This window comes from Phreatobacter oligotrophus (assembly GCF_003046185.1).
Classification (GTDB): Bacteria; Pseudomonadota; Alphaproteobacteria; order Rhizobiales; family Phreatobacteraceae; genus Phreatobacter; species Phreatobacter oligotrophus.
Genome location: NZ_PZZL01000003.1, coordinates 244,364 through 267,125, shown reverse-complemented (window position 1 = coordinate 267,125; position 22,762 = coordinate 244,364). Strand labels below are relative to the sequence as shown.

At 70.6% G+C, this 22,762-nt stretch carries 19 protein-coding genes and 1 pseudogene; 5 read left to right on the top strand and 15 right to left on the bottom strand.

Annotated features, from left to right (window positions below; all coding sequences use genetic code 11):
- Positions 1-72 precede the first annotated feature (72 nt).
- Positions 73-891: a 2-keto-4-pentenoate hydratase gene (locus C8P69_RS08435; protein WP_108176029.1), complete on the top strand. Its 819-nt coding sequence runs from the start codon at positions 73-75 to the stop codon at positions 889-891.
- A 329-nt stretch (positions 892-1,220) separates the two neighbouring features.
- On the opposite strand, the gene C8P69_RS08430 is transcribed toward C8P69_RS08435, so the two are convergent.
- From C8P69_RS08430 to C8P69_RS08400, 7 genes are all read right to left on the bottom strand, one after another.
- A complete protein-coding gene (locus C8P69_RS08430) occupies positions 1,221-3,011 on the bottom strand; it encodes a glucan ABC transporter ATP-binding protein/ permease (protein WP_108176027.1) in 1,791 nt (596 codons plus the stop codon).
- Positions 3,012-3,116: 105 nt separating this feature from the next.
- Positions 3,117-4,310 carry a phosphopentomutase gene (locus C8P69_RS08425; protein WP_108176025.1) on the bottom strand — a complete coding sequence of 398 codons (1,194 nt, stop codon included), beginning with the start codon at positions 4,308-4,310 and terminating at the stop codon, positions 3,117-3,119.
- Positions 4,310-5,635 carry a thymidine phosphorylase gene (gene deoA, locus C8P69_RS08420; protein ID WP_108176023.1) on the bottom strand — a complete coding sequence of 442 codons (1,326 nt, stop codon included), beginning with the start codon at positions 5,633-5,635 and terminating at the stop codon, positions 4,310-4,312. Before deoA ends, C8P69_RS08425 begins: the two co-directional genes overlap by 1 nt.
- On the bottom strand, positions 5,632-6,366 hold the full coding sequence (deoC, locus tag C8P69_RS08415; RefSeq protein WP_108176021.1) for a deoxyribose-phosphate aldolase: 735 nt from the start codon (positions 6,364-6,366) through the stop codon (positions 5,632-5,634). The genes deoA and deoC overlap by 4 nt, the downstream gene beginning before the upstream one ends.
- Positions 6,359-7,159 (bottom strand): purine-nucleoside phosphorylase, encoded by an 801-nt coding sequence (locus tag C8P69_RS08410; protein WP_108176019.1) that lies wholly within the window; start codon positions 7,157-7,159, stop codon positions 6,359-6,361. Before C8P69_RS08410 ends, deoC begins: the two co-directional genes overlap by 8 nt.
- On the bottom strand, positions 7,156-7,572 hold the full coding sequence (locus C8P69_RS08405; RefSeq protein ID WP_108176017.1) for a cytidine deaminase: 417 nt from the start codon (positions 7,570-7,572) through the stop codon (positions 7,156-7,158). The genes C8P69_RS08410 and C8P69_RS08405 overlap by 4 nt, the downstream gene beginning before the upstream one ends.
- Positions 7,573-7,576: 4 nt before the next feature.
- Positions 7,577-8,317: an MBL fold metallo-hydrolase gene (locus C8P69_RS08400; RefSeq protein WP_170118178.1), complete on the bottom strand. Its 741-nt coding sequence runs from the start codon at positions 8,315-8,317 to the stop codon at positions 7,577-7,579.
- 188 nt (positions 8,318-8,505) lie between these two features.
- On the opposite strand from C8P69_RS08400, the gene C8P69_RS08395 reads away from it, so the two are divergent.
- A complete protein-coding gene (locus tag C8P69_RS08395) occupies positions 8,506-10,851 on the top strand; it encodes a penicillin acylase family protein (RefSeq protein WP_245901939.1) in 2,346 nt (781 codons plus the stop codon).
- 99 nt (positions 10,852-10,950) lie between these two features.
- Positions 10,951-11,151, top strand: coding sequence for a hypothetical protein (locus C8P69_RS08390; protein WP_108176013.1), 201 nt, complete (start codon positions 10,951-10,953; stop codon positions 11,149-11,151).
- On the opposite strand, the gene C8P69_RS08385 is transcribed toward C8P69_RS08390, so the two are convergent.
- Positions 11,148-11,621 (bottom strand): Lrp/AsnC ligand binding domain-containing protein, encoded by a 474-nt coding sequence (locus tag C8P69_RS08385; RefSeq protein WP_108176551.1) that lies wholly within the window; start codon positions 11,619-11,621, stop codon positions 11,148-11,150. The genes C8P69_RS08390 and C8P69_RS08385 overlap by 4 nt on opposite strands.
- 112 nt (positions 11,622-11,733) lie before the next feature.
- Here C8P69_RS08385 and putA point away from each other — a divergent pair, with 112 nt between their 5' ends.
- Positions 11,734-14,826 (top strand): bifunctional proline dehydrogenase/L-glutamate gamma-semialdehyde dehydrogenase PutA, encoded by a 3,093-nt coding sequence (gene putA / locus C8P69_RS08380; protein ID WP_108176011.1) that lies wholly within the window; start codon positions 11,734-11,736, stop codon positions 14,824-14,826.
- A gap of 206 nt (positions 14,827-15,032) precedes the next feature.
- Here putA and C8P69_RS08375 read toward each other — a convergent pair whose 3' ends face one another.
- The 7 genes and pseudogenes from C8P69_RS08375 to C8P69_RS23810 all read right to left on the bottom strand — a co-directional run bounded on the left by C8P69_RS08375 (position 15,033) and on the right by C8P69_RS23810 (position 20,878).
- Positions 15,033-15,938: a DMT family transporter gene (locus C8P69_RS08375; protein ID WP_108176009.1), complete on the bottom strand. Its 906-nt coding sequence runs from the start codon at positions 15,936-15,938 to the stop codon at positions 15,033-15,035.
- A gap of 398 nt (positions 15,939-16,336) precedes the next feature.
- Positions 16,337-16,648 (bottom strand): annotated as a pseudogene (locus C8P69_RS24560) (DUF167 family protein); the annotation flags it as partial.
- A gap of 12 nt (positions 16,649-16,660) precedes the next feature.
- Positions 16,661-16,951 (bottom strand): YggT family protein, encoded by a 291-nt coding sequence (locus tag C8P69_RS08365; RefSeq protein WP_108176007.1) that lies wholly within the window; start codon positions 16,949-16,951, stop codon positions 16,661-16,663.
- Between the two features lie 74 nt (positions 16,952-17,025).
- Complete coding sequence (locus tag C8P69_RS08360; RefSeq protein ID WP_108176549.1) at positions 17,026-17,832, bottom strand: ABC transporter permease; 807 nt, start codon at positions 17,830-17,832, stop codon at positions 17,026-17,028.
- 84 nt (positions 17,833-17,916) lie between these two features.
- A complete protein-coding gene (locus tag C8P69_RS08355) occupies positions 17,917-18,708 on the bottom strand; it encodes an ABC transporter ATP-binding protein (RefSeq protein ID WP_108176005.1) in 792 nt (263 codons plus the stop codon).
- 109 nt (positions 18,709-18,817) lie between these two features.
- A complete protein-coding gene (locus tag C8P69_RS08350; RefSeq protein WP_108176003.1) occupies positions 18,818-19,867 on the bottom strand; it encodes an ABC transporter substrate-binding protein in 1,050 nt (349 codons plus the stop codon).
- Positions 19,868-20,065: 198 nt separating this feature from the next.
- Positions 20,066-20,878, bottom strand: a complete 813-nt coding sequence (locus C8P69_RS23810; RefSeq protein ID WP_170118177.1) for a DUF3108 domain-containing protein — start codon at positions 20,876-20,878, stop codon at positions 20,066-20,068.
- 159 nt (positions 20,879-21,037) lie between these two features.
- On the opposite strand from C8P69_RS23810, the gene C8P69_RS08340 reads away from it, so the two are divergent.
- The gene (locus C8P69_RS08340; protein ID WP_108176001.1) at positions 21,038-22,744 is read left to right on the top strand and encodes a heparinase II/III family protein; all 1,707 of its coding nucleotides are present in this window, start codon (positions 21,038-21,040) and stop codon (positions 22,742-22,744) included.
- Positions 22,745-22,762 lie beyond the last annotated feature (18 nt).

The following is a 22,762-nucleotide window of genomic DNA, read 5'->3' as shown; positions in this document are numbered from 1 at the left end:
CCGCTTTGATCCTCTCCGACCCCGGCCGTTCGCGGCCGGGGTTTTTCATGTCCCCTCGCCCGGACGGTTCCCATGTCGCTCTGTTCGCCCCAGACCCGGATGTTCGCCGACGAGGTGCTGGCCGCCTATCGCTCGCGCCGGCAGATCGGTCCGCTGACGAGCCTCGAGCCGACCTTCTCCGTCGCGGATGGCGAGAAGGTGGGCCATGAGGTGGCGCGGCGGCGCGTGGCGGCCGGCGAGCGCATCATCGGCCGCAAGATCGGCTTCACCAACCGGACCATCTGGGCGGAATACGGCGTCTACTCGCCGATCTGGGGCCCGGTCTACGACACGACCTTCCGGGACGTGGACGGACCGACGACGGTGGCCATCGGCCATCTCGTCGAGCCGCGGATCGAGCCGGAGATCGTGCTCGGCTTCAAGGCGCCGGTGACCGCCGGCATGGACGAGCGCGCCATCCTCGGCGCGGTGGGCTGGGTGGCCCACGGTTTCGAGATCGTCCAGTCGCTGTTCCCGGGCTGGCGCTTCCAGGGCGCCGATTGCCAGGCCGCCTTCGGCCTGCACGGCGCGCTGTTCTGCGGACCGCGGATAGAGGTCGAGGGCGATGCGGAGGGGTGGCTGAAGGCGCTGACGACCTTCTCGATCACGCTCTATCGCAATGGCGAGCGCATCGACCAGGGCGTTGCCGCCAATGTGCTGGATGGCCCGCTCTCGGCGATGCGGCACCTCGCCGGCGTGCTGGCTGCCGATCCGCTGGCGAGCCCCATTGCGGCGGGCGAGATCATCACCACGGGGACGGTCACGCGGGCCTTCCCGGTGGCCGCGGGCGAGACCTGGTCGACCGAGGTCGAGGGGATTGCGGTGAAACCGATGAGCCTGACCTTCGGGTGAGGGAGCGCGGCTGCCTGATCTCTCCGGCAGCTCCGTTTGCTCGTCGTCATGCCCGGGCATGACGGGCTGAGAGTCCGGCGGCTCTTCCGCAAGAAGGGCGCTGCACCGCCCAAGTGCGTCCTTCGAGGCTCGCCGCCGGACGATGCTGCCGCATCGCCGGGGCTCGCACCTCAGGATGAGGGAGGTGGTGCCTTGCAATGAGGTCACGCGCGGCGGGGCCTGCCGCCCTGCAAACTACGACCATCCTCATCCTGAGGTGCGAGCCTGAAAGGCGAGCCTCGAAGGACGCACTTGCCGTTGTGCAGGGTCTACCGGGGGACAAGCCCCCCTCAGGTCTCCACCACCGGCTTCGGCGCCGGCGCATCCTCGGTGCCGGCCATGAACTGGGCCTTGGCGAGGTTGGCGAAGGTCCCGCCCTGCGCCACCAGTTCCTCGAAGGTGCCAGCCTCGATCACCCGGCCCTGGTCGAAGACGAGGATGCGGGTGGCGTGGCGGATGGTGGCGAGGCGGTGGGCGATGACGAAGGTCGTGCGCCCCTTCATCACCTCCTCCAGCGCCAGCTGCAGCTTCTGCTCGGTGGTGGCGTCCAGCGCCGAGGTCGCCTCGTCGAGGATCAGGATCGGCGGATCCTTCAGCAGGGCGCGGGCGATGGAGAGGCGCTGCCTCTCGCCGCCGGAGAGCGAGCGGCCGCGCTCGGCCACCTCGGTGTCGAGCCCGTCCGGCTGGCGCTTGAGGAACTCGGTCGCCTGGGCGCGGGCGCAGGCCTGCCAGATCTCCTCCTCAGTCGCCTCCGGCCGGCCGACCTGCAGGTTCTCGCGGATGGTGCGGGCAAAGAGCATCGGCTCCTGGAAGACGACGCCGATGTTCCGCCTGAGCGAGACGAGGAGGATGTCGCGGATGTCGTGGCCGTCGATGAGCACGCGGCCGGACTGCGGGTCGAAGACGCGGTGGAGCAGCGACAGGGTGGTCGACTTGCCCGAGCCGGTCGAGCCGACGAGGGCGATGGTGTCGCCGGGCTTCGCCACGAAGGAAAGGTCGGCCACCGCCGGCCGCTTGCCGTCATAGGAGAAGGAGACGTTCTCGAAGGCCACCGTGCCCTCGACGCGGCCGATATCGGTGGCGTTGGGCCGGTCGCGCACCTGCGGGGCGGTGTCGACGACGTCGAAGAAGTCCTTGATCTTCGGCCCTTCGAGGAACACCGCATTGATGAAGCCGACGAGGGCCTCGAGCTTGCCGATCAGCATGGTGGCGAAGCCCATGAAGGTGACGATCTCGCCGATCGTCGCGAGGCCGTTGATGTGCAGCCAGGTGCCGACGAGGAAGATCGACAGCACGGTCAGCGTCGCCGAGGCGCGCGAGGCGACCGCGGCGATCGCCCACCAGGAGAGGACCGGGATCTGGGCGGCGAGCAGCGCGTCGACGGTCGCCCGCATGGCGCGGACCTCGGCCTCGACGCGGGTGAAGGACTGGATCACCGGCACGTTGCCGAGGGCGTCCGTCGCCCGCTCGGCGAGGGCGTTGTGGTACTCCTGAACGCTGCCCTGCAGGCTCTCGGTGCGCCGCAGCACCCAGCTCGTCAGGAAGAAGAAGAAGAACACCATGACGACGAGCAGGCTGCCGAGGCGCCAGTTCACCCAGAGCGACACCGGCACGAGGATGACCAGCGCGATGATCGAGGCGCAGTGCTCGCGCAGGAAGGAGAGCAGCAGCCAGGCCATGGCGTTGGAGCCTTCCAGCATCTGCTTCAGCAGACGGCCGGAATGGGCGCCGGAATGGTAGCTGAGCGGCAGGTTCAGCACGTGCTCGAAGAAATGCTGCATGAAGGCGAGGCGGCGCCGGTGCGACATGCGGTCGGCATGGAGCGCGACGAGCACGCCGGCGGTGATGGTGAAGAGGCCGAAGACCACCCAGGCCACCACCAGCGGCAGGATCTCCGCCCAGGTCACCACGCGGCCCTGGGCCTGGGCGCGGGTCAGCGTGTCGATGATCCGGCCGAACAGGATCGGCTCGGCGAACATGATGCAGGCGAGCACGATGTTGCAGGTGAGCAGGATCATGCCGAGACGCGTCTCGGGGCCGAGCTGCTTGAGGACGCGCCAATAGACTTTCAGGAGCGACATGCGACGGCCTCGCGACGGCGGGATGCCCGTGGAAATCGCGCCCTGTGAAACATGGCGCACCGCCCGCGGCAAGGGGAGAACGCGGATGGGGCCCGCTGGTGCCGTTCAGAAGGCGGTGCCGGCGCCGGTCCAGGTAAGGCCGAGATGGCGAGCAACCGTTGCGGCCATGTCGGCGAAGGTCGCGCGCCTGCCGATGGGGCCGGCCGGCTGGCCCGGCCCGAAAGCCAGGACCGGCACGTGTTCGCGGGTGTGGTCCGTGCCCTTGAAGGTCGGATCGCAGCCATGGTCCGCGGTGACGATGCAGAGGTCGCCGGGGCGGAGCGCGGCCCCAAGCGTCGGCAGCCAGGCATCGAAGGCCATGAGCTCGCGGCCATAGCCTTCCGGGTCGCGTCGATGGCCATAGAGCGAATCGAAATCGATGAAATTGGCCATGAGCAGCCCGCCATCGGGCAGGCTCGCGAGCCCTTCGAGGGTGCGCTCGCCCAGCGCCGCGTTGCCGGCGGCCTTCAGCACCGTGCCGGTGCCGACATGGGCGAAGATGTCGCCGATCTTGCCGACGGTGACGACGCTGCGGCCCGCCGCTTCGGCCGCCGAGAGGATGGTCGGAGAGGGCGGCGGCACGGCATAGTCGCGGCGATTGGCGGTGCGCACGAAGCTTGCGGCGTCGGTGCCGATGAAGGGCCGGGCGATGACGCGGCCGATGCCGAGCGGATCGCAGAGCCGGCGGGCGATGGCGCAGAGCGCGTAGAGCCGGTCGAGGCCGAAGGCGGTCTCGTGGGCGGCGATCTGCAGGACCGAATCGGCCGAGGTGTAGAGGATCGGCTTGCCCGTCCGCACATGCTCCTCGCCGAGCCGGGCGATGATCTCGGTGCCGGAGGCGTGGCAGTCGCCGAGAATGCCGGGAAGCTCTGCTTCGCGGATGATCGCCGCGGTAAGGTCGGCGGGAAAGGCCGGAACCGTCTCGGGGAAGTAGCCCCAGTCGAAGGGCACGGGCAGGCCGGCGATCTCCCAATGGCCGGAGGGCGTGTCCTTGCCGCGCGAGGTCTCGACGCCATAGCCCCAGCGCCCCGCAAAGGGGCCATCGGACGTGAGGCCCGGCGGCAGGCGCCCCGTGGAGGCTGCTGCGGCCGCGCCGAGGCCGAGACGGTCGAGGTTCGGCAGGGCGAAGGGCTCGCCATGGGCCGCGAACCACTCCGCGACATGGCCGAGCGTGTCGGCGCCCGCGTCGCCATAGCGCGCGGCATCGGCCGCCGCGCCGATGCCGACGGAATCGAGGACGAGGATGAGGGCGCGGGTCATCAGCCGGTGATCCGCGCCTGGACCAGCGCGCCGATGGCGGCGCCGCCCTCGCCAAGGGTGACGGCCTCCGCCAGCATGGCGCTGGCCGCGGCGATCGCGGCGTCGTCGCGGCCATGGACGAGGGCGAGCGGCTGGCCTGCCTCGAGCCTGTCGCCGAGGGCGACGAGGTCTGTCAGGCCCACCGCATGGTCGACCGGGTCGGCGGAGCGGGTCCGCCCGCCGCCGAGCGCCACCACCGCCATGCCGACCGCGCGGGTGTCGATGGCGAGCACCGTGCCGGCCGCCGGGGCCGGGACGGGACGCACGAGGGGCGCGCGGGGCAGGTGCTTGTCCGGGTGCTCGACGAGGTCGGATGGGCCGCCAAGCGCCGAGACCATGCGCTGGAAGATCTCGGCGGCGCGGCCGTTGTCGCGCACCCGCTCCAGCTTACCCAGCGCCGCGTCGAGGTCGGGGGCAAGGCCGCCGAGCACCAGCATTTCAGCGGCGAGCGCCATGGTGACGCCGTGGAGGCGCGAGACGGAGAGCCCGCCGGTGAGGTGGTCGATGGCGACGCGGACCTCCAGCGCATTGCCGGCGGCGGGCGCCAGCGGCTGGTCCATGGGGGTGACGAGGGCGATGGTCGGGAGCCCTGCGCCGGTCGCCACCGTGGCGATGGAGCGGGCGAGCTCGGCCGAGCGCTCGAAGTCCGGCATGAAGGCGCCGGAGCCGGTCTTCACGTCCATGACCAGGGCGTCGAGCCCGGCGGCGAGCTTCTTCGACAGGATGGAGGCGGTGATTAGCGGGATCGACTCCACCGTCGCGGTGACGTCGCGCACGCCGTAGATGACCTTGTCGGCAGGGGCGAGATCGGCGGTCTGGCCGATAATGGCGCAGCCGACATCCCTGACCGTGCGGCGGAAGCGGTCGTGGTCGGGGGTCGCGTCATAGCCGGGGATCGATTCCAGCTTGTCGAGCGTGCCGCCGGTATGGCCGAGGCCGCGGCCGGAAATCATCGGCACGAAGCCGCCGGCCGCCGCCACCAGCGGCGCCAGCATCAGCGAAACTGCGTCGCCGACGCCGCCTGTCGAGTGCTTGTCGAGGACGGGGCCGGGCAGCGAGAGGTCGGACCAGGCGAGGCTCTTGCCGGAAGCGGTCATGGCGCGGGTCAGCGCCACGCGCTCGTCCATGGTCATGCCCTTGAAGAACACCGCCATGGCGAAGGCGGCGACCTGCGCCTCGGTCACCGTTCCCGTGCCGATGCCGCCGACGAAGGCGGCGATGTCGTCGGGGGACAGCGTGGCGCCGTCGCGCTTCGCCCGGATGATCTCCTGCGGGATGAAGGTCACGTCGCGCCTCCTTCTACCAGCAACGCATCGAGGAGGCCCGAGGCACCGAAGCGGAAGGTCTCGGGCCGCGCCCAGCCCTCGCCCATGATCTCGTCGGCGAGCGCCAGATAGGCGCGGGCATCGTCCGCCGTGCGGATACCGCCGGAGGGCTTGAGGCCCACCTGACGGCCCGAGGCGCGGATCTCCTCCAGCATCAGCCTGACCGCCTCGGGCGTCGCCGAGACCGCGGTCTTTCCCGTGGAGGTCTTGATGATGTCCGCCCCGGTGCCGATGGCGATGCGGGCGGCGGCGCGGATGAGCGCCGGGGTCTTGAGCTCCCCCGTCTCGAGGATGGTCTTGAGGGTCTTGCCGGGGGGAACCACCGCCCGCACCGCGCCGAGCAGCGCGCCCACCACCTCCTGCCGGCCGGCGATCAGAGACCGCCAGGGCAGGACGACGTCGATCTCGTCGGCGCCGTCGAGCAGGGCGTAGCGGGCCTCGTCCGCAGCGCGCATGACGTCGTCCTCGCCGGCGGGGAAGTTCACGACCGTTGCGATGCGCACCGGCGTGCCGCGCAAGAGCCTGCGGGCCTGGGGCACGAAACCGGCCCAGAGGCACACCGCCGCCACCGGCCCGAGCGGCGTCACGGCGCGGGCGCAGAGCCGCTCGACGCCGGCCTCGTCGAGGCCGTTGGACAGGTCGGTGAGGTCCAGCAGCGCGATGGCGCGGCGGGCAAAGGCGGCATCAGGCATCAGCAAGGCTCGTCAGGCAACCGCGGATCACCGCGGCCATGGCCGCAGCGCCGGCATGCGCCACCGCCTTGGTCTCGGCATGGGAGGGCGCTTCCGGCGCAAGGCCCGCGGCAAGATTGGTGATCATCGAGAGGGCGGCGGCGCGAAGGCCGGCATGGCGGGCAAGGATCACCTCCGGCACCGTGGACATGCCGACCGCATCCGCGCCGAGAGTGCGCAGCGCGCGAATCTCGGCGGGGGTCTCGAAGCTCGGCCCGGTGACCCAGGCATAGACGCCCTCGAACAGCGGGATTCCGGCCTCGGCCGCGCCGGATGCGATGGCCTGGCGCAGGCCAGCATCATAGGCGCCGTTCATCGGCACGAAGCGGTCGTCGCCGGCGAGGCCGATGAGCGGGTTCGGTCCGAACAGGGCGATGTGGTCCTCGATGACCATGAGGCTGCCCGGCGGCATGTCCGGACGCAGCGAGCCCGCCGCATTGGTGAGGAGGAGGCGCGGCACGCCGAGCGCCTTCAGCGTGTCGATGACCGGCTTCATGGCGCGGGGATCGCCGGTCTCGTAGGTGTGGACGCGGCCCTGCAGGACGGCGACGCGGCGGCCGCCAAGATGCCCGATCACCAGCCGGCCGGCATGGCCGGAGACGCCGGCATGGGGGAAGCCGGGGAGATCCGCATAGGGGATCGCCACGGCCTCCGCGACGGCGTCCGCCAGCGGCCCGAGGCCGGTGCCGAGCACGATGGCTGCGGCAATGGGCTCCGCGCCCGCGCGGCGGGTGATCGCGTCGGCGGCGTTCATGCGAGATTGTCCGGGCCGAAGGAGTGCGGCAGCAGCTCGCCGAGGGTGAAATGGGCGCGCAGGCCCTCCGGCCCGGCGACATGGACCTTCAGCGAAGCGGCGCCGAACTCGCGCAGCCGCTGCCGGCAGGCGCCGCAGGGCGTGCAGAGCTCCGGCCCCTCGCCGAGGACGAGGATCTCGGTGATGGCGCGGTCGCCGGCGAGGATCATGGCGGCGATGGCGCCGGCCTCGGCGCAGGTGCCAACGGGATAGGCGGCATTCTCGACATTGCAGCCGGCATGGATGCCGCCCGTGTCGGAGTGCAGGGCCGCGCCGACGCGGAAGCGCGAATAGGGCGCATAGGCTTTCGCCTGCGCCGCCTTTGCCGCGGCGAAGAGCTGGTCGATCCGGGGGTCGGTGACGGCCGTGCTCATGACGTCAGACCTCGATCACCATGCCGTCGAAGGCACATTCCAGCGTCGCCTTGTCCTGGTTCGCCAGCATTTGCGGACCCATATGGGTGAGCACGATGCGGCGCGCGGCGAGGTCCGGCAAGCGGGCGGCAAGGCTCATCCAGTCGAGATGGTTCTTCAGCGGCTTGTCGTAGGTGTAGCACTCGATGAGCAGGGCGTCGGCGCCGGCCGCCAGCGGCACCAGGCTCTCGGTCCAGCGGGTGTCGCCGGAATAGGCGAAGACGCGGCCGTCGCGGGCGAGGCGATAGCCCTGGCAGGGCCCGGCGCGCTGGTCGTGGTCCATGGGGAAGGCGGTGACCTGATGGCCCGCCACCTCGGTCACGGTCTCCGGGGTCACTTCCACATAGTGGATGGGGAAGGGAAAGCTGTTGGTGCCGAAGCCGGGGAAGGCGGTGTCGGTCACCCGCGCGATCCACTCCTCCACCCCCTTGGGGCCGGCAATGGTCAGCGGCGCCTTGCGGCGGGATTCGAACAAAGCATCGAGCAGGAAGAAGGGCAGGCCGCCGACATGGTCGGCGTGGAAATGCGTCAGCAGGATCGCCGAGACGGTGTTGCGGTCGATGCCGGCGCGCTGCAGCGCCAGCATGGCGGTGGCGCCGCAGTCGAGCAGCATGACCGCGCCGTCGCTCGCTGCGACATGGAGACAGGTGGAGTAGCGCCCGCCCGAGCCGAACGCGTCTCCCGAACCCAGGACCGTGACCTTCATGCGCTGCTTCGCCTCCGCCATCCCCTTATGCCAAGTCCGGCCGCCTTGCGCGACCATGCTGCATCGGTCAAATCGTATTGCTTGGCGATAGGCCCGCATCGTTGCAGGCCTCATCTTCCGCTGCGTCGGATGACACCGCACCGGAGGCTGTGCAGACTCCGCCTCCCCTCGCAGCGGTGTTCATGACGATGGCCACGACAGAAACCCTCGCCCTTCCCGGGCTCTCGGCACCGGGCACCATCGGCATCGACGCCAACGGCATCCCGCATATCCAGGCGGCGAACGAGGCAGACCTGTTCTTCCTCCAGGGCTTCCACGTCGCCCGCGAACGGCTGTTCCAGATCGACCTGTTCCGCAAGCGCGGCCTCGGCCTGCTCGCCGCCGATTTCGGGCCCGGCTATCTCGAACAGGACCGCGCCTCGCGCCTCTTCCTCTATCGCGGCGACATGGAGGCGGAATATGCCGGCTACGGGCCGGAGGCCAAGGCGACCTTCACCGCCTTCGCCGCCGGCATCAATGCCTTCATTGGCATGACCGAGGCGGACCCCTCGCTGCTGCCCTTCGAGTTCGGCCTGCTCGGCACCAAGCCTGCCCGCTGGGCGCCCGAGGACGTGTCGCGCGTCCGTACCCACTCCCTCTCCCGCAACGTGCTCTCGGAGATCCTGCGCTGCCAGGTCCAGGGCAAGGCCGACCACCGCACCGACCTCCTGCGCCGCTGGCTGGAGCCGCAGGTGACGCCGGTCGTGCCGGAGGGGCTCGACCCCGCCTCCATCCCGATGCGCGTGCTCGACATGGTCAAGCTCGCCACGGCCAACGCCACCTTCTCCAAGGAGCGCCTCGCGGCGACGCTCGCGGACGCCCCGAAATGGCGGTCCACCACCGACCTGCTCGAAGTGGTGCTCGATGCCCAGTACACCGGCTCGAACAACTGGGCGGTGCATGGCTCGAAGACCGATACGGGGATGCCGATCCTCGCCTCCGACCCGCACCGCATCCACGGCATGCCGTCGCTGCGCACGGTCTTCCACCTGACCTGCCCGACCCTCGACGTGGTGGGCGCGGGCGAACCCTCGGTGCCCGGCGTGATGATCGGCCATAACGGCACGATCGCCTGGGGACTGACCATCTTCTACATCGACCAGGAAGACCTCTACGTCTACGAGACCAAGGCCGGCGATCCCGACAGCTATCGCTATGGCGAGGGATGGGAAAAGGTCCGCACCGTCACCGAGACGGTGAAGGTGAAGGGCTGCCCGGACCAGGTGCTGACGCTGAAGTTCACCCGCCACGGGCCGGTGGTCTACGAGGACCCGGCCGCGGGCCGGATCTACGCGGTGCGCGCCGCCTATTTCGAGCCTGGCACGGCGCCCTATCTCGTCGCCCACAAGCTGATGCGCGCCAAGAACCTGAAGGAGTTCCGCGCGGCCGCCGTCACCTGGGGCACGCCGTCGTGCAACCTCGTCTTCGCCGACAAGGCCGGCGACATCGCCTGGATGCCGGCGGGCATCAACCCGATCCGGCCGAACTGGGACGGGCTCATGCCGGTGCCGGGCGACGGGCGCTACGAATGGGCGGGCTATCGCGACCGGGCCGAGGCGCCAGTCATCCACAATCCGTCGCGCGGCTTTGTCTTCTCGGCCAACGAGATGAACGTGCCGGAGGGCTGGGACCATCAGGCCTATCCCTTCGGCTTCGAATGGGTCGACTATTCCCGCGCCACCCGCATCGCGGAGGTGCTGTCCTCGGTCTCGCCGCACACGCTCTCGACCTCGCGGGCGCTGCAGACCGACGTGGTGTCGATCCCGGCGCGGCGGCTCGGCCAGCTGCTCGCGGGCCTCAAGGTCGGGGACGAGGCGACGGCCAAGGCCCTCGCACTGCTCGCCAACTGGGACCATGCGCTCACCGCGGACTCTGCCGCCGGCGCGCTCTTCGAGGTCTGGTGGTCGCGGCACCTGAAGAAGGCGCTGTGGAATGCCATCGTTGCGCCGGACCTGCATGCGCTGATGGTGCCGGGCGATGTCGACGGCACACTCGCCGTGCTGGAGGCGCCCGACGACCGGTTCGGCGCCGATCCGGCAGCGGCGCGCGACGCGATCCTGCTCTCGTCCCTTGGCGCGGCCTATGCCGACATGGTCCAGCTCCTGGGGCCCGATCCGGCCGGCTGGGCCTGGGGCAAGCTGCACCACGGCTATTTCGAGCACCCCCTGTCCTTCCTCCTGCCGCCCGACACGGCGAAGGCCTGGTCCATCGGGCCGATCCCCCATGCCGGTTCGTCGGTCACGCCGATGCATACCGGCTATCGGGGCACGGATTTCCGCACGATGATGGGCTCGTCCTTCCGCCTCGTCGTCGACCTCGCCGATCTCGACCGTTCCGTGACGATCAACACGCCGGGACAGTCGGGCAATCCCAACTCGCCGCATTACCGCGACCTGTTCGAGCGCTGGGCCAAGGGCGATTACGTGCCGCTGCCCTACACGCCCTCTGCCGTGGCGGCGGCCGTGGCCCATCGCGTGGAGTGCCGGCCGGGCTGACCATTGCCTCCTGTTTCAACCGGCAACATGAGCGCTGGCATCCAGCGATGGTCTGAAACCGACCGTTCCTAGCCTCCGGGTGTCCGGAGGAGCATACCCATGCCGAGTTTCGAGACGCTGGTTGGCCTGCAACAGGCGCTGGCGGCGATCGACGTGATGATCCGCAGCGGCAAGGGCCGCGGGGGCAACCTCGCATCCATGGCGCGCGAAGCAAGCACGCTGGCCGATCGGCTGGCCGCCCACGCGGCAAGGCGCCATGCCATGGCGGCAGCTGCCGCCCCGTCGCACGAGCAGGCCTAGACCGGCAGGTTCGCGGTGGCCTTGACCTCTTCCATCACCGCATAGGTCCGCGTCTCGCGGACGCCCGGCAGCGACAGCAGCACATCCCCGAGGAAGGCGCGGTAGGCCGCCATGTCGGCGACCCGGGTCTTGACGAGATAGTCGAAGCCGCCGGCGACGAGGTGGCATTCCAGCACGTCGGGCGCGCGGGCGACCGCCGCGGCGAAACGGTCGAAAATGTCCGGCGTGGTCTTGTCCAGCGTCACCTCGACGAAGACGAGGAAGCCGCGGCCGAGCTTCACCGGATCGAGCCGCGCGCCATAGCCGGCAATGTAGCCGTCGCGGGTCAGCCGCTTCACCCGCTCGCTCGTGGCGGTGGGGGACAGGCCGATCCGCTCGGCGAGATCGACGTTCGAAATGCGGCCGTCATCCTGCAACAGGCGAAGGATGCGGCGGTCGACGCCATCGAGGCCAAGGCCTTCCGAAGATATCACGGTAGAGGTGCCTCTCGGCCATCGATATCACTATCAAGCCGCCGAAATAGCATATCGAAGCACGGCCGGCGAGCCGATATCGTCGCGATATCAGCTAGCGAGGCCCCCGATGTCGCTCCTTCCCCGTTTCGATGCCCCCTATGCCGAAGCCGACGAGGCGATCGCCGCCCGGCTGCTCGCCGGTGCGGCGCTGCCGGCCGCCGCCGAGGCGCGGATCGACGACAGGGCGCGGGCGCTCATCGGCGCCATCCGGGCGAAGTCGGGCGGGCTCGGCGGCATCGAGGACTTCCTGCGCGAATATTCGCTGACCACCAAGGAGGGCCTCGCCCTCATGGTGCTGGCGGAAGCGCTCTTGCGCGTGCCGGATTCGCGCACCGCCGACGCGCTCATCGAGGACAAGCTGTCGGGCACGGACTGGGCGCACCGGGCGACGCGCTCGGAGGCGTGGCTGGTCTCGGCCTCGGCCTGGGCGCTCGGCGTCACCGCCCGCGTCATCCATCCCGGCGAGACGCCGGAGGGCATCCTGGAGACGCTCGGCAAGCGGCTCGGCCTGCCGACCGTGCGCGCCGCGACGCGGCAGGCCATGCGGCTGCTCGGCTCGCATTTCGTCCTCGGCCAGACCATCGAGGAGGCGCTGGGCCGGGCCGGCGCCGCCCGCCGCTTCCGCTACTCCTACGACATGCTCGGCGAGGGCGCCCGCACCGCCGCCGATGCGGAGCGCTACCTTGCCTCCTACCACGCCGCCATCGCCGCCATCGGCAAGAGCGCGGGCAACGAGGCGCTGCCCAACCGCCCGGGCATCTCCGTGAAGCTCTCGGCGCTGCACCCGCGCTACGAGGCGGTGAGCGCCAAGCGGGTCATGGGCGAGCTGGTGCCGAAGCTGCTCGCCCTCGCCCAGGCCGCCAAGGCCCATGACCTCAACTTCACCGTCGACGCCGAGGAGGCGGACCGGCTCGAACTGTCGCTGGACGTGATCGCGGCGGTGCTGGCCGATCCCTCTCTCGCCGGCTGGGACGGCTTCGGCCTTGCCGTGCAGGCCTACCAGAAGCGGGCGCTGGCAGTGATCGACTGGCTCGACGACCTCGCCGCCCGCCTCGACCGGCGGCTGATGGTGCGGCTCGTGAAGGGCGCCTACTGGGACACCGAGGTGAAGCGGGCGCAGGAGCGCGGCCTTGCTGATTTCCCGGTCTTCACCCGCAAGCCGATGACCGACCTCCATTACATGGCCTGCGCCCGCCGGCTGCTGGCGGCGCGGCCGCGCATCTATCCGCAATTCGCCACCCACAATGCGCTGACCATCGCGACGATCCTCGAGGAGGCCGGCGGCGCCGAGGGCTACGAGTTCCAGCGGCTGCACGGCATGGGCGAGGCGCTCTACGACTCGCTGCTGGCGACGCTGCCGGACGCCGCCTGCCGCACCTATGCGCCGGTCGGCGGCCATCGCGACCTCCTCGCCTATCTCGTGCGACGCCTTCTCGAAAATGGCGCCAATTCCTCCTTCGTCTCGGCCTCGGCCGATCCCGCCGTGCCGGTGGAAACGCTGCTGACCCGGCCGCAGAGCTGGATCGGCGCCGCCGCCGATGCGCGGCCGGTGAAGCTGCCGCGGCCGAAGGACCTCTATGCGCCGGGCCGTGTGAACTCGGCCGGCGTCGAGTTCGGCGATGCGCGCGCACTCGCCCTCTTCCGCGAAGCCGTGGCCAAGGGCCCGGCCAGCTTTCCCGAGGCGGCGCGCCCGCTGGTCGGCGGCAAGGCGCTGCGCGGCGCCATCCGCTCGGTGACGAGCCCGGTGGACGGGGCGCCCGTCGGCGCGGTCGAGGAGGCGGATGCGGCCGCCGTGACGGCGGCCTTCGACCGCGCGGCGGCGGGCTTCGCGGTGTGGAGCCGCACGCCGGTCAGCACCCGCGCCGAGGCGCTGGAGACGCTCGCCGACAAGCTGGAGGCGCGGCTCGGCACCTTCTGCGCGCTGCTCGCCCGCGAGGCCGGCAAGACGCTCGACGACGGCGTCGCCGAGGTCCGTGAGGCGGTCGATTTCTGCCGCTACTATGCGCAGGAGGCCCGCCGCCAGTTCGGCGAGGGGGTGGTGATGCCGGGGCCCACGGGTGAGGAAAACCGCCTGCGGCTGCGCGGCCGCGGCACCATTGTCTGCATCAGCCCGTGGAACTTCCCGCTGGCGATCTTCCTCGGCCAGGTGGCGGCGGCGCTCGCCGCCGGCAATGCCGTCATCGCCAAGCCCGCCGAGCAGACGCCGCTGGTCGCTGCGGCGACCGTGGCGCTCGCCCATGAGGCGGGCATCCCCGCCGACGCCCTGGCGCTCATGCCCGGCGACGGGCGGGTCGGCGCGCTGCTCGTCGGCGAGCCACGCGTCACCGGTGTCGCCTTCACCGGCTCCACTGAGGTCGCCTGGATCATCAACCGCCAGCTGGCGGCGAAGCGCGGGCCCATCGTGCCGCTCATCGCCGAGACCGGCGGCATCAACGCCATGATCGTCGATGCCACCGCGCTTCCCGAGCAGGTGAGCGACGATGTGGTGCTTTCGGCCTTCCGCTCCGCCGGCCAGCGCTGCTCGGCGCTGCGCCTGCTCTGCCTGCAGGAGGACGTGGCGGAGCGCATGCTGGAGATGGTCATCGGCGCCGCCGCGGAGCTGCGCATCGGCGACCCCATGGACCCCGCGACCCATGTCGGCCCGGTCATCGATGCCGAGGCCAAGGCGCGGCTGGAGGCGGTGGTGGAGCGGGCCAAGGCGGAGGGCCGGCTCGTCTGGCAGGCGCGGCTCCCCGCCGACCTGCCGCCGGGCCTCTTCGTGCCGCCGGCCGTCATTCGCGTGGCGAAGCCGGAGGACCTGACCGAGGAGGTCTTCGGCCCCGTCCTGCATGTCACGACCTGGAAGGCGGGGGGCCTCGCGAGGCTCACCGACGCCATCGCCGCCAATGGCACGGGCCTCACCCTCGGCATCCATTCGCGCATCGACCAGGTGGTCGAGGAGGTCGTGGCGCGCCTCGCCAACGGCAATGTTTATGTGAACCGCAACATGATCGGCGCGGTGGTTGGCACCCAGCCCTTCGGCGGCTCGGGCCTCTCCGGCACCGGGCCCAAGGCCGGCGGGCCGCATTACCTGCCGCGCTTCGCGCTGGAGCAGGTGGTCACTGTCAACACCGCCGCGGCCGGCGGCAATGCCAGCCTTCTGGCGGGCGGGGAGGGCTAATCAGCGTTTGCTTGGCGGCCGGCCAAGGCCCCTCACCCTTCCCTCTCCCCGCAAGCGGGGAGAGGGTTGGACCAGCGTCGTGTCCGTTCGCCGACCATGCAGCGGTGCGCACCGGGAACGACGAGGGCGGAACGCCTCCGGACCCTCTCCCCGCTGGCGGGGAGAGGGAAGGGTGAGGGGCAGACCAAAAGCGCTCCCTTGCGGGCTTAGCTGCCCTTAGCTCCCACCATCCGCCGCCACAGGCGCCCGTCGATGGCGGCGAGGCCGAGGCCGATCAGCGCCATGCCGGCGAAATGGGTCGGCGCCAGGCGCTCGCCGAGGAACAGGCTGGTCAGCAGGATGGTCGAGACCGGGATGAGGAAGGTGACGAGCAGCAGGTTGCTCGGCCCGGCCGTCGCTAGCAGGCGGAAGAAGATGATGTAGGCGAGCGCCGTCGACAGGATGGCGAGGGCGAGGACCGCGAGGATGGCCGGCATGCCGGGCATGGCGAGGGTCCAGGGCCGGTCCACCAGCGCAACAATGGGCGTCATCACCACCGTGGTGACGCTGAGCTGCGCCCAGGCGGTGATGGTGGGCGAGATGCCGAGCGCCTTGATCCGCCGCCCCCAGAGGCCGGAAAAGGCATAGGACAGCGTTGCCGCGAGACAGGCCGCAATGGCCCAGAGCGGCGTGTCGAGGCGCCCCAGCGCGGCCGGCCCCACCAGCACCACCACGCCGAGGAAGCCGAGGGCGACGCCCGCCGCCTTGTTCGGGCTCGCCCGGTCGTCGGTGGTGAAGAGGTGCATCACCACCACGGTAAAGAGCGGCGTGGTGGCGTTAAGGATGGCCGCAAGCCCGGCGGGAATGGCGGTCTGGCCCCAGAAGATCAGCGAGAAGGGGATGACGTTGTTGAGCAGCGCCATCACCGCCAGGGTAAACCACACCATGGGACGGCGCGGCAGGGCCTCGCCCGAGATACGGATCACCACGGCGAGGACGGCGGCGCCGATCAGCACGCGGGACAGGACGAGGGTGAGCGGCGGCAGGTCGTCCAGCGCGACGCGGACGAAGAAGAAGGAGCCACCCCAGAGGATGGACAGAAAGATGAGGAGGCTCCAGTCGCGCAGGCTCAACGGCGTCGGCTCCGGTCGGGGCGGACCGGTCTAGCGCGCGGGGGCACGGGGAACCACCCGATCCCTCGGGTGGCGGGCCTGCGTCAGGGGCGGGCGGAGCCCGGCAGGTCGATCGGCGGCAGGCGAACCTCGCGGTTCACGGCATTGACCATGCCGGTGGCGCGGCGCAGCAGCCAGGGATCGCGGTTGGGGCAGCCGTCGCGGGCGAGGGACTGGGCGGCGCGCAGCGTGCGCACCAGCCGGGCGCGGTCCTGCGACTGCAGGCCGGCGCGCTCCACCGCGGCGCGCGAGCGCAGGATGACATTGGCGTCGGAGCAGAGGTCGCCGCGGATGGCGAACTGCGCCGCCGCGGGGGCGGCGCCGAGGCCGCCGATGAGGACGATCGCCAGGAGGAGCGTCGCGGCGAGCTTGCCGAGGCCGGCTGTGATGGAGGCGGTGTCGCCGCCGAGGCAGACCGTCTTCAGCCGCGCCGTCTTGCCCTGCACCACTGCAACCTCCGACCGTGCGAGACCAAGCGCCCCGGCGAGGAGCGCCTCCAGCGCGGCATTGGCCTTGCCGTCCTCGGGAACCGCGCGCACCCGCGCCTTCAGCACGGCGCGGCCGTCGGCGAGGCGCTCGGCGCCTTCCACGGCGTCGCGGCCGCCGCGCGGCGTCAGGCGGACATCGACGAGGACGCGGCCGTCGACGATGCGATAGGGCGCGCTGTCCATCCCCTCAGGTCCTCAGAAGACGTAGGGGCGGACGTAATAGCTGAGCACCATCTGGATGAAGATGATGCCGAGCAGGAGGACGATGGGGGAGATGTCGACAGCGCCGAGATTGGGCATGCGTCGCCGTATGGGCGCGAGGACCGGCTCGGTCAGGGCCCGCAGGGTGGTGTCGATCTGCGCGACGATCTGGTTGCGGTAGTTCACGACGTTGAAGGCGATGAGCCAGGAGAGCACCGCCGAGATGATGATCACCCACCAATAGAGGTTGAGGGCGATGATGAGGATGTCGATGACCGCTTTCATGGATCCGCCATAGGGGGAGGGAAGTCCGGACCCGATTTATGGGGGCTCCGGACCTCCGGGGCAAGCGGGCCGCGTCAGCCCGCCGCGAAGGAGGAGCGCTGGGCCCAGCCGGTCATGCGGTTCTCCAGCCAGACGGTCGCCATGTACATGGCGACGCCGAGGATCGCGAGGGCGATCAGCGCGGCGAAGAGCAGCGGCACGTTGAAGTCGGCCGAGGCGCGGGCCATGAGGTTGCCGATGCCGTAGCGCGAGGCGTTGTACTCGGCGATGACCGAGCCGACATAGGCCAGCGTGATGGCGACCTTCAGCGAGCCGAAGAAATAGGGCAGCGACCGGGGAATGCCGACCTTGGTCATGATCTGCAGCTTCGAGGCGCCGAGCGCCTTCAGCACGTCCTCGGTCTCCGGCTCGATGGTGGCGAGGCCCGTGGCGACGTTCACCACGATGGGGAAGAACGAGATCATGAAGGCGGTGAGCACGGCCGGCAGCCAGCCGACGCCGAACCAGATGACGAGGATCGGCACCACCGCGACCTTCGGGATCGAGTTGAAGCCGACGAGGAGCGGATAGAAGCCGGCGTAGAAGAACCGGCTGGCGCCAAGGACGAGGCCGAGGGCGATTCCGACCGCGACGGCGAGGCCGAAGCCGGCCAGCGTCATCCAGGCGGTGTGGAAGGAATGGAAGCCGATCTGCCGGCGGAACTGCCAGATGGCGATAGCAATGTCGCTGGGGGCCGGCAGCACGAAGGTCGAGACCGCAAAGGCCTTGCAGAGCAGCTCCCAGGCGAGGAACGTGCCCACCGTGCAGAGCAGCGGGGCGAGCTGCAGCCCGAGCTTGGTGCGGTCCAGCGCCGAGGCGCCGATGACCTTGTAGAGCAGCATGGCCACATAGGCGACGCAGCCGATGATCAGCGCGGTCGGCCAGTTGAGGAGCAGGAAGTCGGCAAGCGCGTCCATGGTCGGTCCTCAGGCGGCGGTCCGGGCTTCGGCGATGCGGCCGCGCAGGTCGTGGACGATGTCGGAGAATTCCGAGGTGTAGGTGATCTCGAGGTCGCGAGGGCGCGGGAAGGTCACCTCCTTCTCGGCGATGATCTTCCCCGGCCGGGCCGACATGCAGAAGATGCGGTCGGCGAGGAAGACGGCCTCGCGCAGGTCGTGGGTGACGAGGATCACCGTCAGCGTGCCGGCCATGCGGGCATGGAGGTCGCGGATGACGCACCACAGCTCCTCGCGGGTGAAGGCGTCGAGCGCGCCGAAGGGCTCGTCGAGCATCAGCAGCTTGGGCTCGTGGATGAGGGCGCGGCAGAGCGAGGCGCGCTGCTGCATGCCGCCGGAGAGCTGCCAGGGGAACTTCGATCCGGCGCCCTTGAGGCCGACCGACTCGAGCAGGGCCTCGGCCTTGGCGACATATTCGGCCTTGTGGCGGCGCAGGCGCGAGCGATGCGGCTCGACGATCTCAAGCGGCAGCATGAGGTTCTCGAGCGTGGTGCGCCAGGGCAGCAGGGTCGGCGCCTGGAAGGCCATGCCGGCGATCTTGACGGGATCGCGCACCTCCTGGCCGTCGACCACGACGGCGCCGGACTGCGGGAACTGCAGGCCGGTGGCGAGCTTCATCAGCGTGGACTTGCCACAGCCGGAGGGGCCGACCACCGCGGCGAACTCGCCCTCGTTGACCCGGATGTCGAGGCCGTCGACGGCGAGGGTGCCGCCGGTGGCATAGGTGTGGCTGACGCCGGTCAGTTCAACGAAGGGACGCAAGGGCTGATCGTCTCTCGAAGAGGGCCTCGCGGTGTCTTGTTACCAACGCTGCCGCATGGGGAGGGAACGGGGGCGCGAGCGCCCCCGCAACTCACAGGTGTAGCAAACCTCAGGCCACCTTGCGATCGGCGGCGGCGGGTAGCAGGTCGGAGATGAAGACGTCCTCGACCTTCGGCTTGTTCTTGAAGGTGAAGGTCAGGCCGATCTGGTCGATGGCAGTGGCCATGCGGGCCGGGTCGATGCCGCCGATGCCGTTCGCCTTCACCCAGGGCGACAGCACATAGTTGTCGATGGTCATCTTCAGGCGCTCGGTCTCGGTCTCGAGACGGGCGACGTCGTTGCGGGCGACCACCATCCGGGCGCCGGCGGCCTGGTCGGCGATGCAGTCGCGGATGCCCTTGACGAGGCCGCGGTTGAAGGCGGCCACGGCGCCGCGGTTGGCGGCGAGGAAGGCCGGGCTCGCCATGATGGCGTTGCCGTAGAGTTCGACGCCGTAGTCGTACATGTGGAGGACGACGATGTCGTTCTCCGGCACGCCGCGCGACTTCAGGTTGATGTAGGAGGAGTTGGCGAAGCCGAAGATGGCGTCCACCTCGCCGGAGGCGAGCATGGGCTCGCGCACGGGGAAGCCGACATTCTCGAAGCGCATCTTGGAATCGTCGAGCTTGTTCACGGTCTTGAAGATCGGCCACTGGGCATAGGCCGCGTCAGGGGCGGGAGCGCCGAACTTCTTGCCCTCGAGGCTCTTCACGTCGGTGGTGATGCCGCGCGACTTGCGGCCGACGATGGAGAAGGGCGGGCGGTCATAGACGATCATGTTCGCCTTGAGGTCGACCGTCGGGTTCTCGTCGCGGAAGCGGATCATCGAGTTGATGTCGCCGAAGCCGATGTCATAGGTGCCCGAGGCGACGCGGGTGACGCCCTCGCGCGAGCCGGAGGCGGCGTCGATGGTGACATTCAGGCCCTCGGCGCGGAAATGGCCCTTCTCCAGCGCGGTGAGGAACAGCGCCGAGGGACCCTCGAAGCGCCAGTCCAGCGTGAAGCGCACATTGGTCGTGGCCTGGGCGTGGACGGCGGGGGCGAACAGCGAGGCAAGGGAGGCAGCGCCGGCGAGCTTCAGGGTGTCGCGGCGGGTCGGACGAAAGCGGAACACGGTCATGGACGGGCCTTCTGGGCGGTCGCGGGTTGTCGGGGCCTGAGCCGGCGGCGGGGCCGAGGTGTTCCCGGCCACACCAGGCCGGACACCGTCTCACTGCCCGGGCAGCAAAGACCATGCCGCAAGGGACGGCAACCTGAATCTGTCGCCCCGCGACAATTCTGCGCAACAATTGTGCAGTTTGCTGAAGGCCTGGGCCGTTTACTCGCGGACCGAGGCGGTCGTGGCCGGCGCGCCGAGGTCGAGGCGGGTCGGCTCGATCTGCGCCATGCCCACCGGCGTGCGGATGGCGATGCGGGCGGGCACGAGCGCGCGGGTGCCGGCGACCGGGGCGAGCCAGATCTGCATGTCGCGGTTCGCCTCCATCGGCGCCGTCACCGCGGGCCGGTGGCCGGCGATCGGCCGGTAGCGGGCGTTGCAGACGACGGCGGGGCCGTCATAGCCGGCGACCTTCAGCGGCTCGGTGCGGGCGTAGGAGAAGGAGAGGTCGTAGCGCTGGCGGCCGTCGAAGACCGGGAAGGTCTTGGCGCAGGCCTCGGCCGAGACCAGCGGGCCGGAGCCGGGCACGAAGAAGAAACCGGCCGAGAGCGGATCGAGGATGCCCTGCTTGTGGGTGGCGGAGAGCGGCACCTGGTCGGGCGCGTCGGGACGTTGCGGCTCGGCCGAATGCGAGCGCACGGAGCCGCCGGCCATGGCCATGCGGATGGCGTCGTTCTGCTGGGTGGTGGTGAGGTTCAGCTGGTAGGCGGCGGGCACGGCGCGGCCGCTAGCGATGCGGCCGGAGGCGGTGGCCGAACCGCGGCCTGAGGCGATGACGCGGGAGACGCCGGACAGGCGCAGCGACACGGAGGCCTGGTAGGCATCGTCCGACAGGCGGCCCTCGAAGCCGGCGACGCCGACCTGCAGCCCGCCGATGAGGATCTCGTAGCGGCCGGAGACCCGCTCCTCGGCGGCAGCCGGCAGGGCGATCAGGCCGGCGAGCGCGGCTGCGACGGGCAGGGTCGATCGGGACACGGGCACGAACTCCAGAACCACCGGTCGGGCAGGCCGGCCGGAACGTTCCGCATCAAACCCCGAAATGGTTAATGGCTTGGAAATCCGGCTGTGGCTTGATGGCCGTAACGGGCCCGGCGAGGGACGTGGTCCGATGGCAACGACGGGGGCAGTGGGCGCGTGAGCGGGGCCTGGGGGCGGTGGATCAGGGAGCGGCGGATAGCCGTCGGGCTCGGCATTGGCGCCGGCCGTCGCGCGCTCGCGAGCCTGCTCACCTGGCCCGGCCGCCTGCGCGTGCGCCTCGGCGCCAGCCGGGCGCCGGCCATCGTCCTCGTGCCGCAGGACCTGCGCACCACCGATCCCGTCCGCGCCGATGAGCTCGCCGCCGGCATCTTCACCTTCGCCGGCCGCACCGTCGAGGCCGCCGACCCCTTCACCATCACGCCGCCGAGCGAGGACTGGGCCGAGGCCCTGGCCACCTTCTCCTGGCTGCGGCACCTGCGGGCGTCCGGCACGCCGGAGGCCGCCGAGGCGGGCCGCCGTCTCGTCGTGGCCTGGATCGCGGCGGAAGGACGCCGGCATCCGGCGGGGCGGGCGGACACGGTCGCCGCCGAACGGATCCGCGCCTTCATCGGCGCCTCCGGCCTGCTGCTCTCGGGCGCCGACCAGGTCTTCTACCGCCGCTTCGCCCGGGCGCTGTGGCGACAGGTGCGCGACCTCGAGGCGCGGCTGCCGCGCGTTCCGCCGGGCAAGGACCGGCTGGCCGTGCTCATTGCCCTCGTCACCGCCGCGCTCTGCATGAGCGGCGAGGAGAAGCTGCTCGCCAAGGCCTCGCGCCTGCTGGGGGAGGAGCTCCAGGCGCAGATCCTGCCCGATGGCTGCCATGTCAGCCGCCACCCCGGCATCATCGTCGGGCTGATCCTCGACCTCCTGCCGCTGCGCCAGCTCTTCCCGGCCCGCAATGCGACCCCGCCCGCGACAATCGTCACGGCAGTGGACCGGATGATGCCGATGATCCGCTTCTTCCAGCTGGGCGATGGCAGCCTCGGGCGGTTCAACGGCATGGGCCCGACGCCCATCGACCAGGTGGCGACCGCCCTCGTCTATGACGACACCCGCGGCACGGCTCCTCTGTCCGCGAGCCATGGCGGCTATGAGCGGCTGGAGGCGGGACCTGCCATCGTGCTGGTGGATGCCGGCGCGGCGCCGCCGGCGCGCTACAGCGGCGATGCCCATGCCGGCTGCCTCTCCTTCGAATTCTCCGCCGGCCGCGATCCGATCGTCGTCAATTGCGGCGTGCCGCCCATCCTCAAGGCGGCCTGGCGGACCGATGCCCGCAAGACCGCAGCCCATTCCACCGTCTCCGTCGCCAACCGCTCCTCCATGAGGATCGGCACCGGCATCTGGTCGGAGGGCCTCGTCGTGTCGGGCACGGGCCCGGTGACGCGCGAGCGCCGCGGCCAGTCGCTCGTCGCGCGGCATGACGGCTATCGCAGCCGCCTCGGGGTCGTCCATGTCCGGCGGCTGGACCTTGCCGCGACCGGCGACCGCCTCGCCGGCGAGGACCGCATCGAGGGCGCCGACCAGCCCTACACGCTGCGCTTCCATCTCCATCCCGGCGTCGAGGTCATTCCGACCGAGCATCCCCAGGCGGCGCTGCTGCGCCTGCCGGGCGGCGACGGCTGGCGCTTCGTCGCCGACCAGCCTGTGGCGATCGAGGAGAGCGTCGCCCTCGCCCAGGCCGAGGGGCCGCGGCGGGCGCTGCAGATCGTCGTTGCCGTGGCCTCCTCGGCGGCGATCCCGGCGGTCACCTGGGCCTTCCAGAGGCTGGAGCGGCCGCAGAAGCGGGCCGAGCCGCTGCCCGAGCCGGAACTGCCGCTCGGCTGAGGGTGCAAACACGGTTTC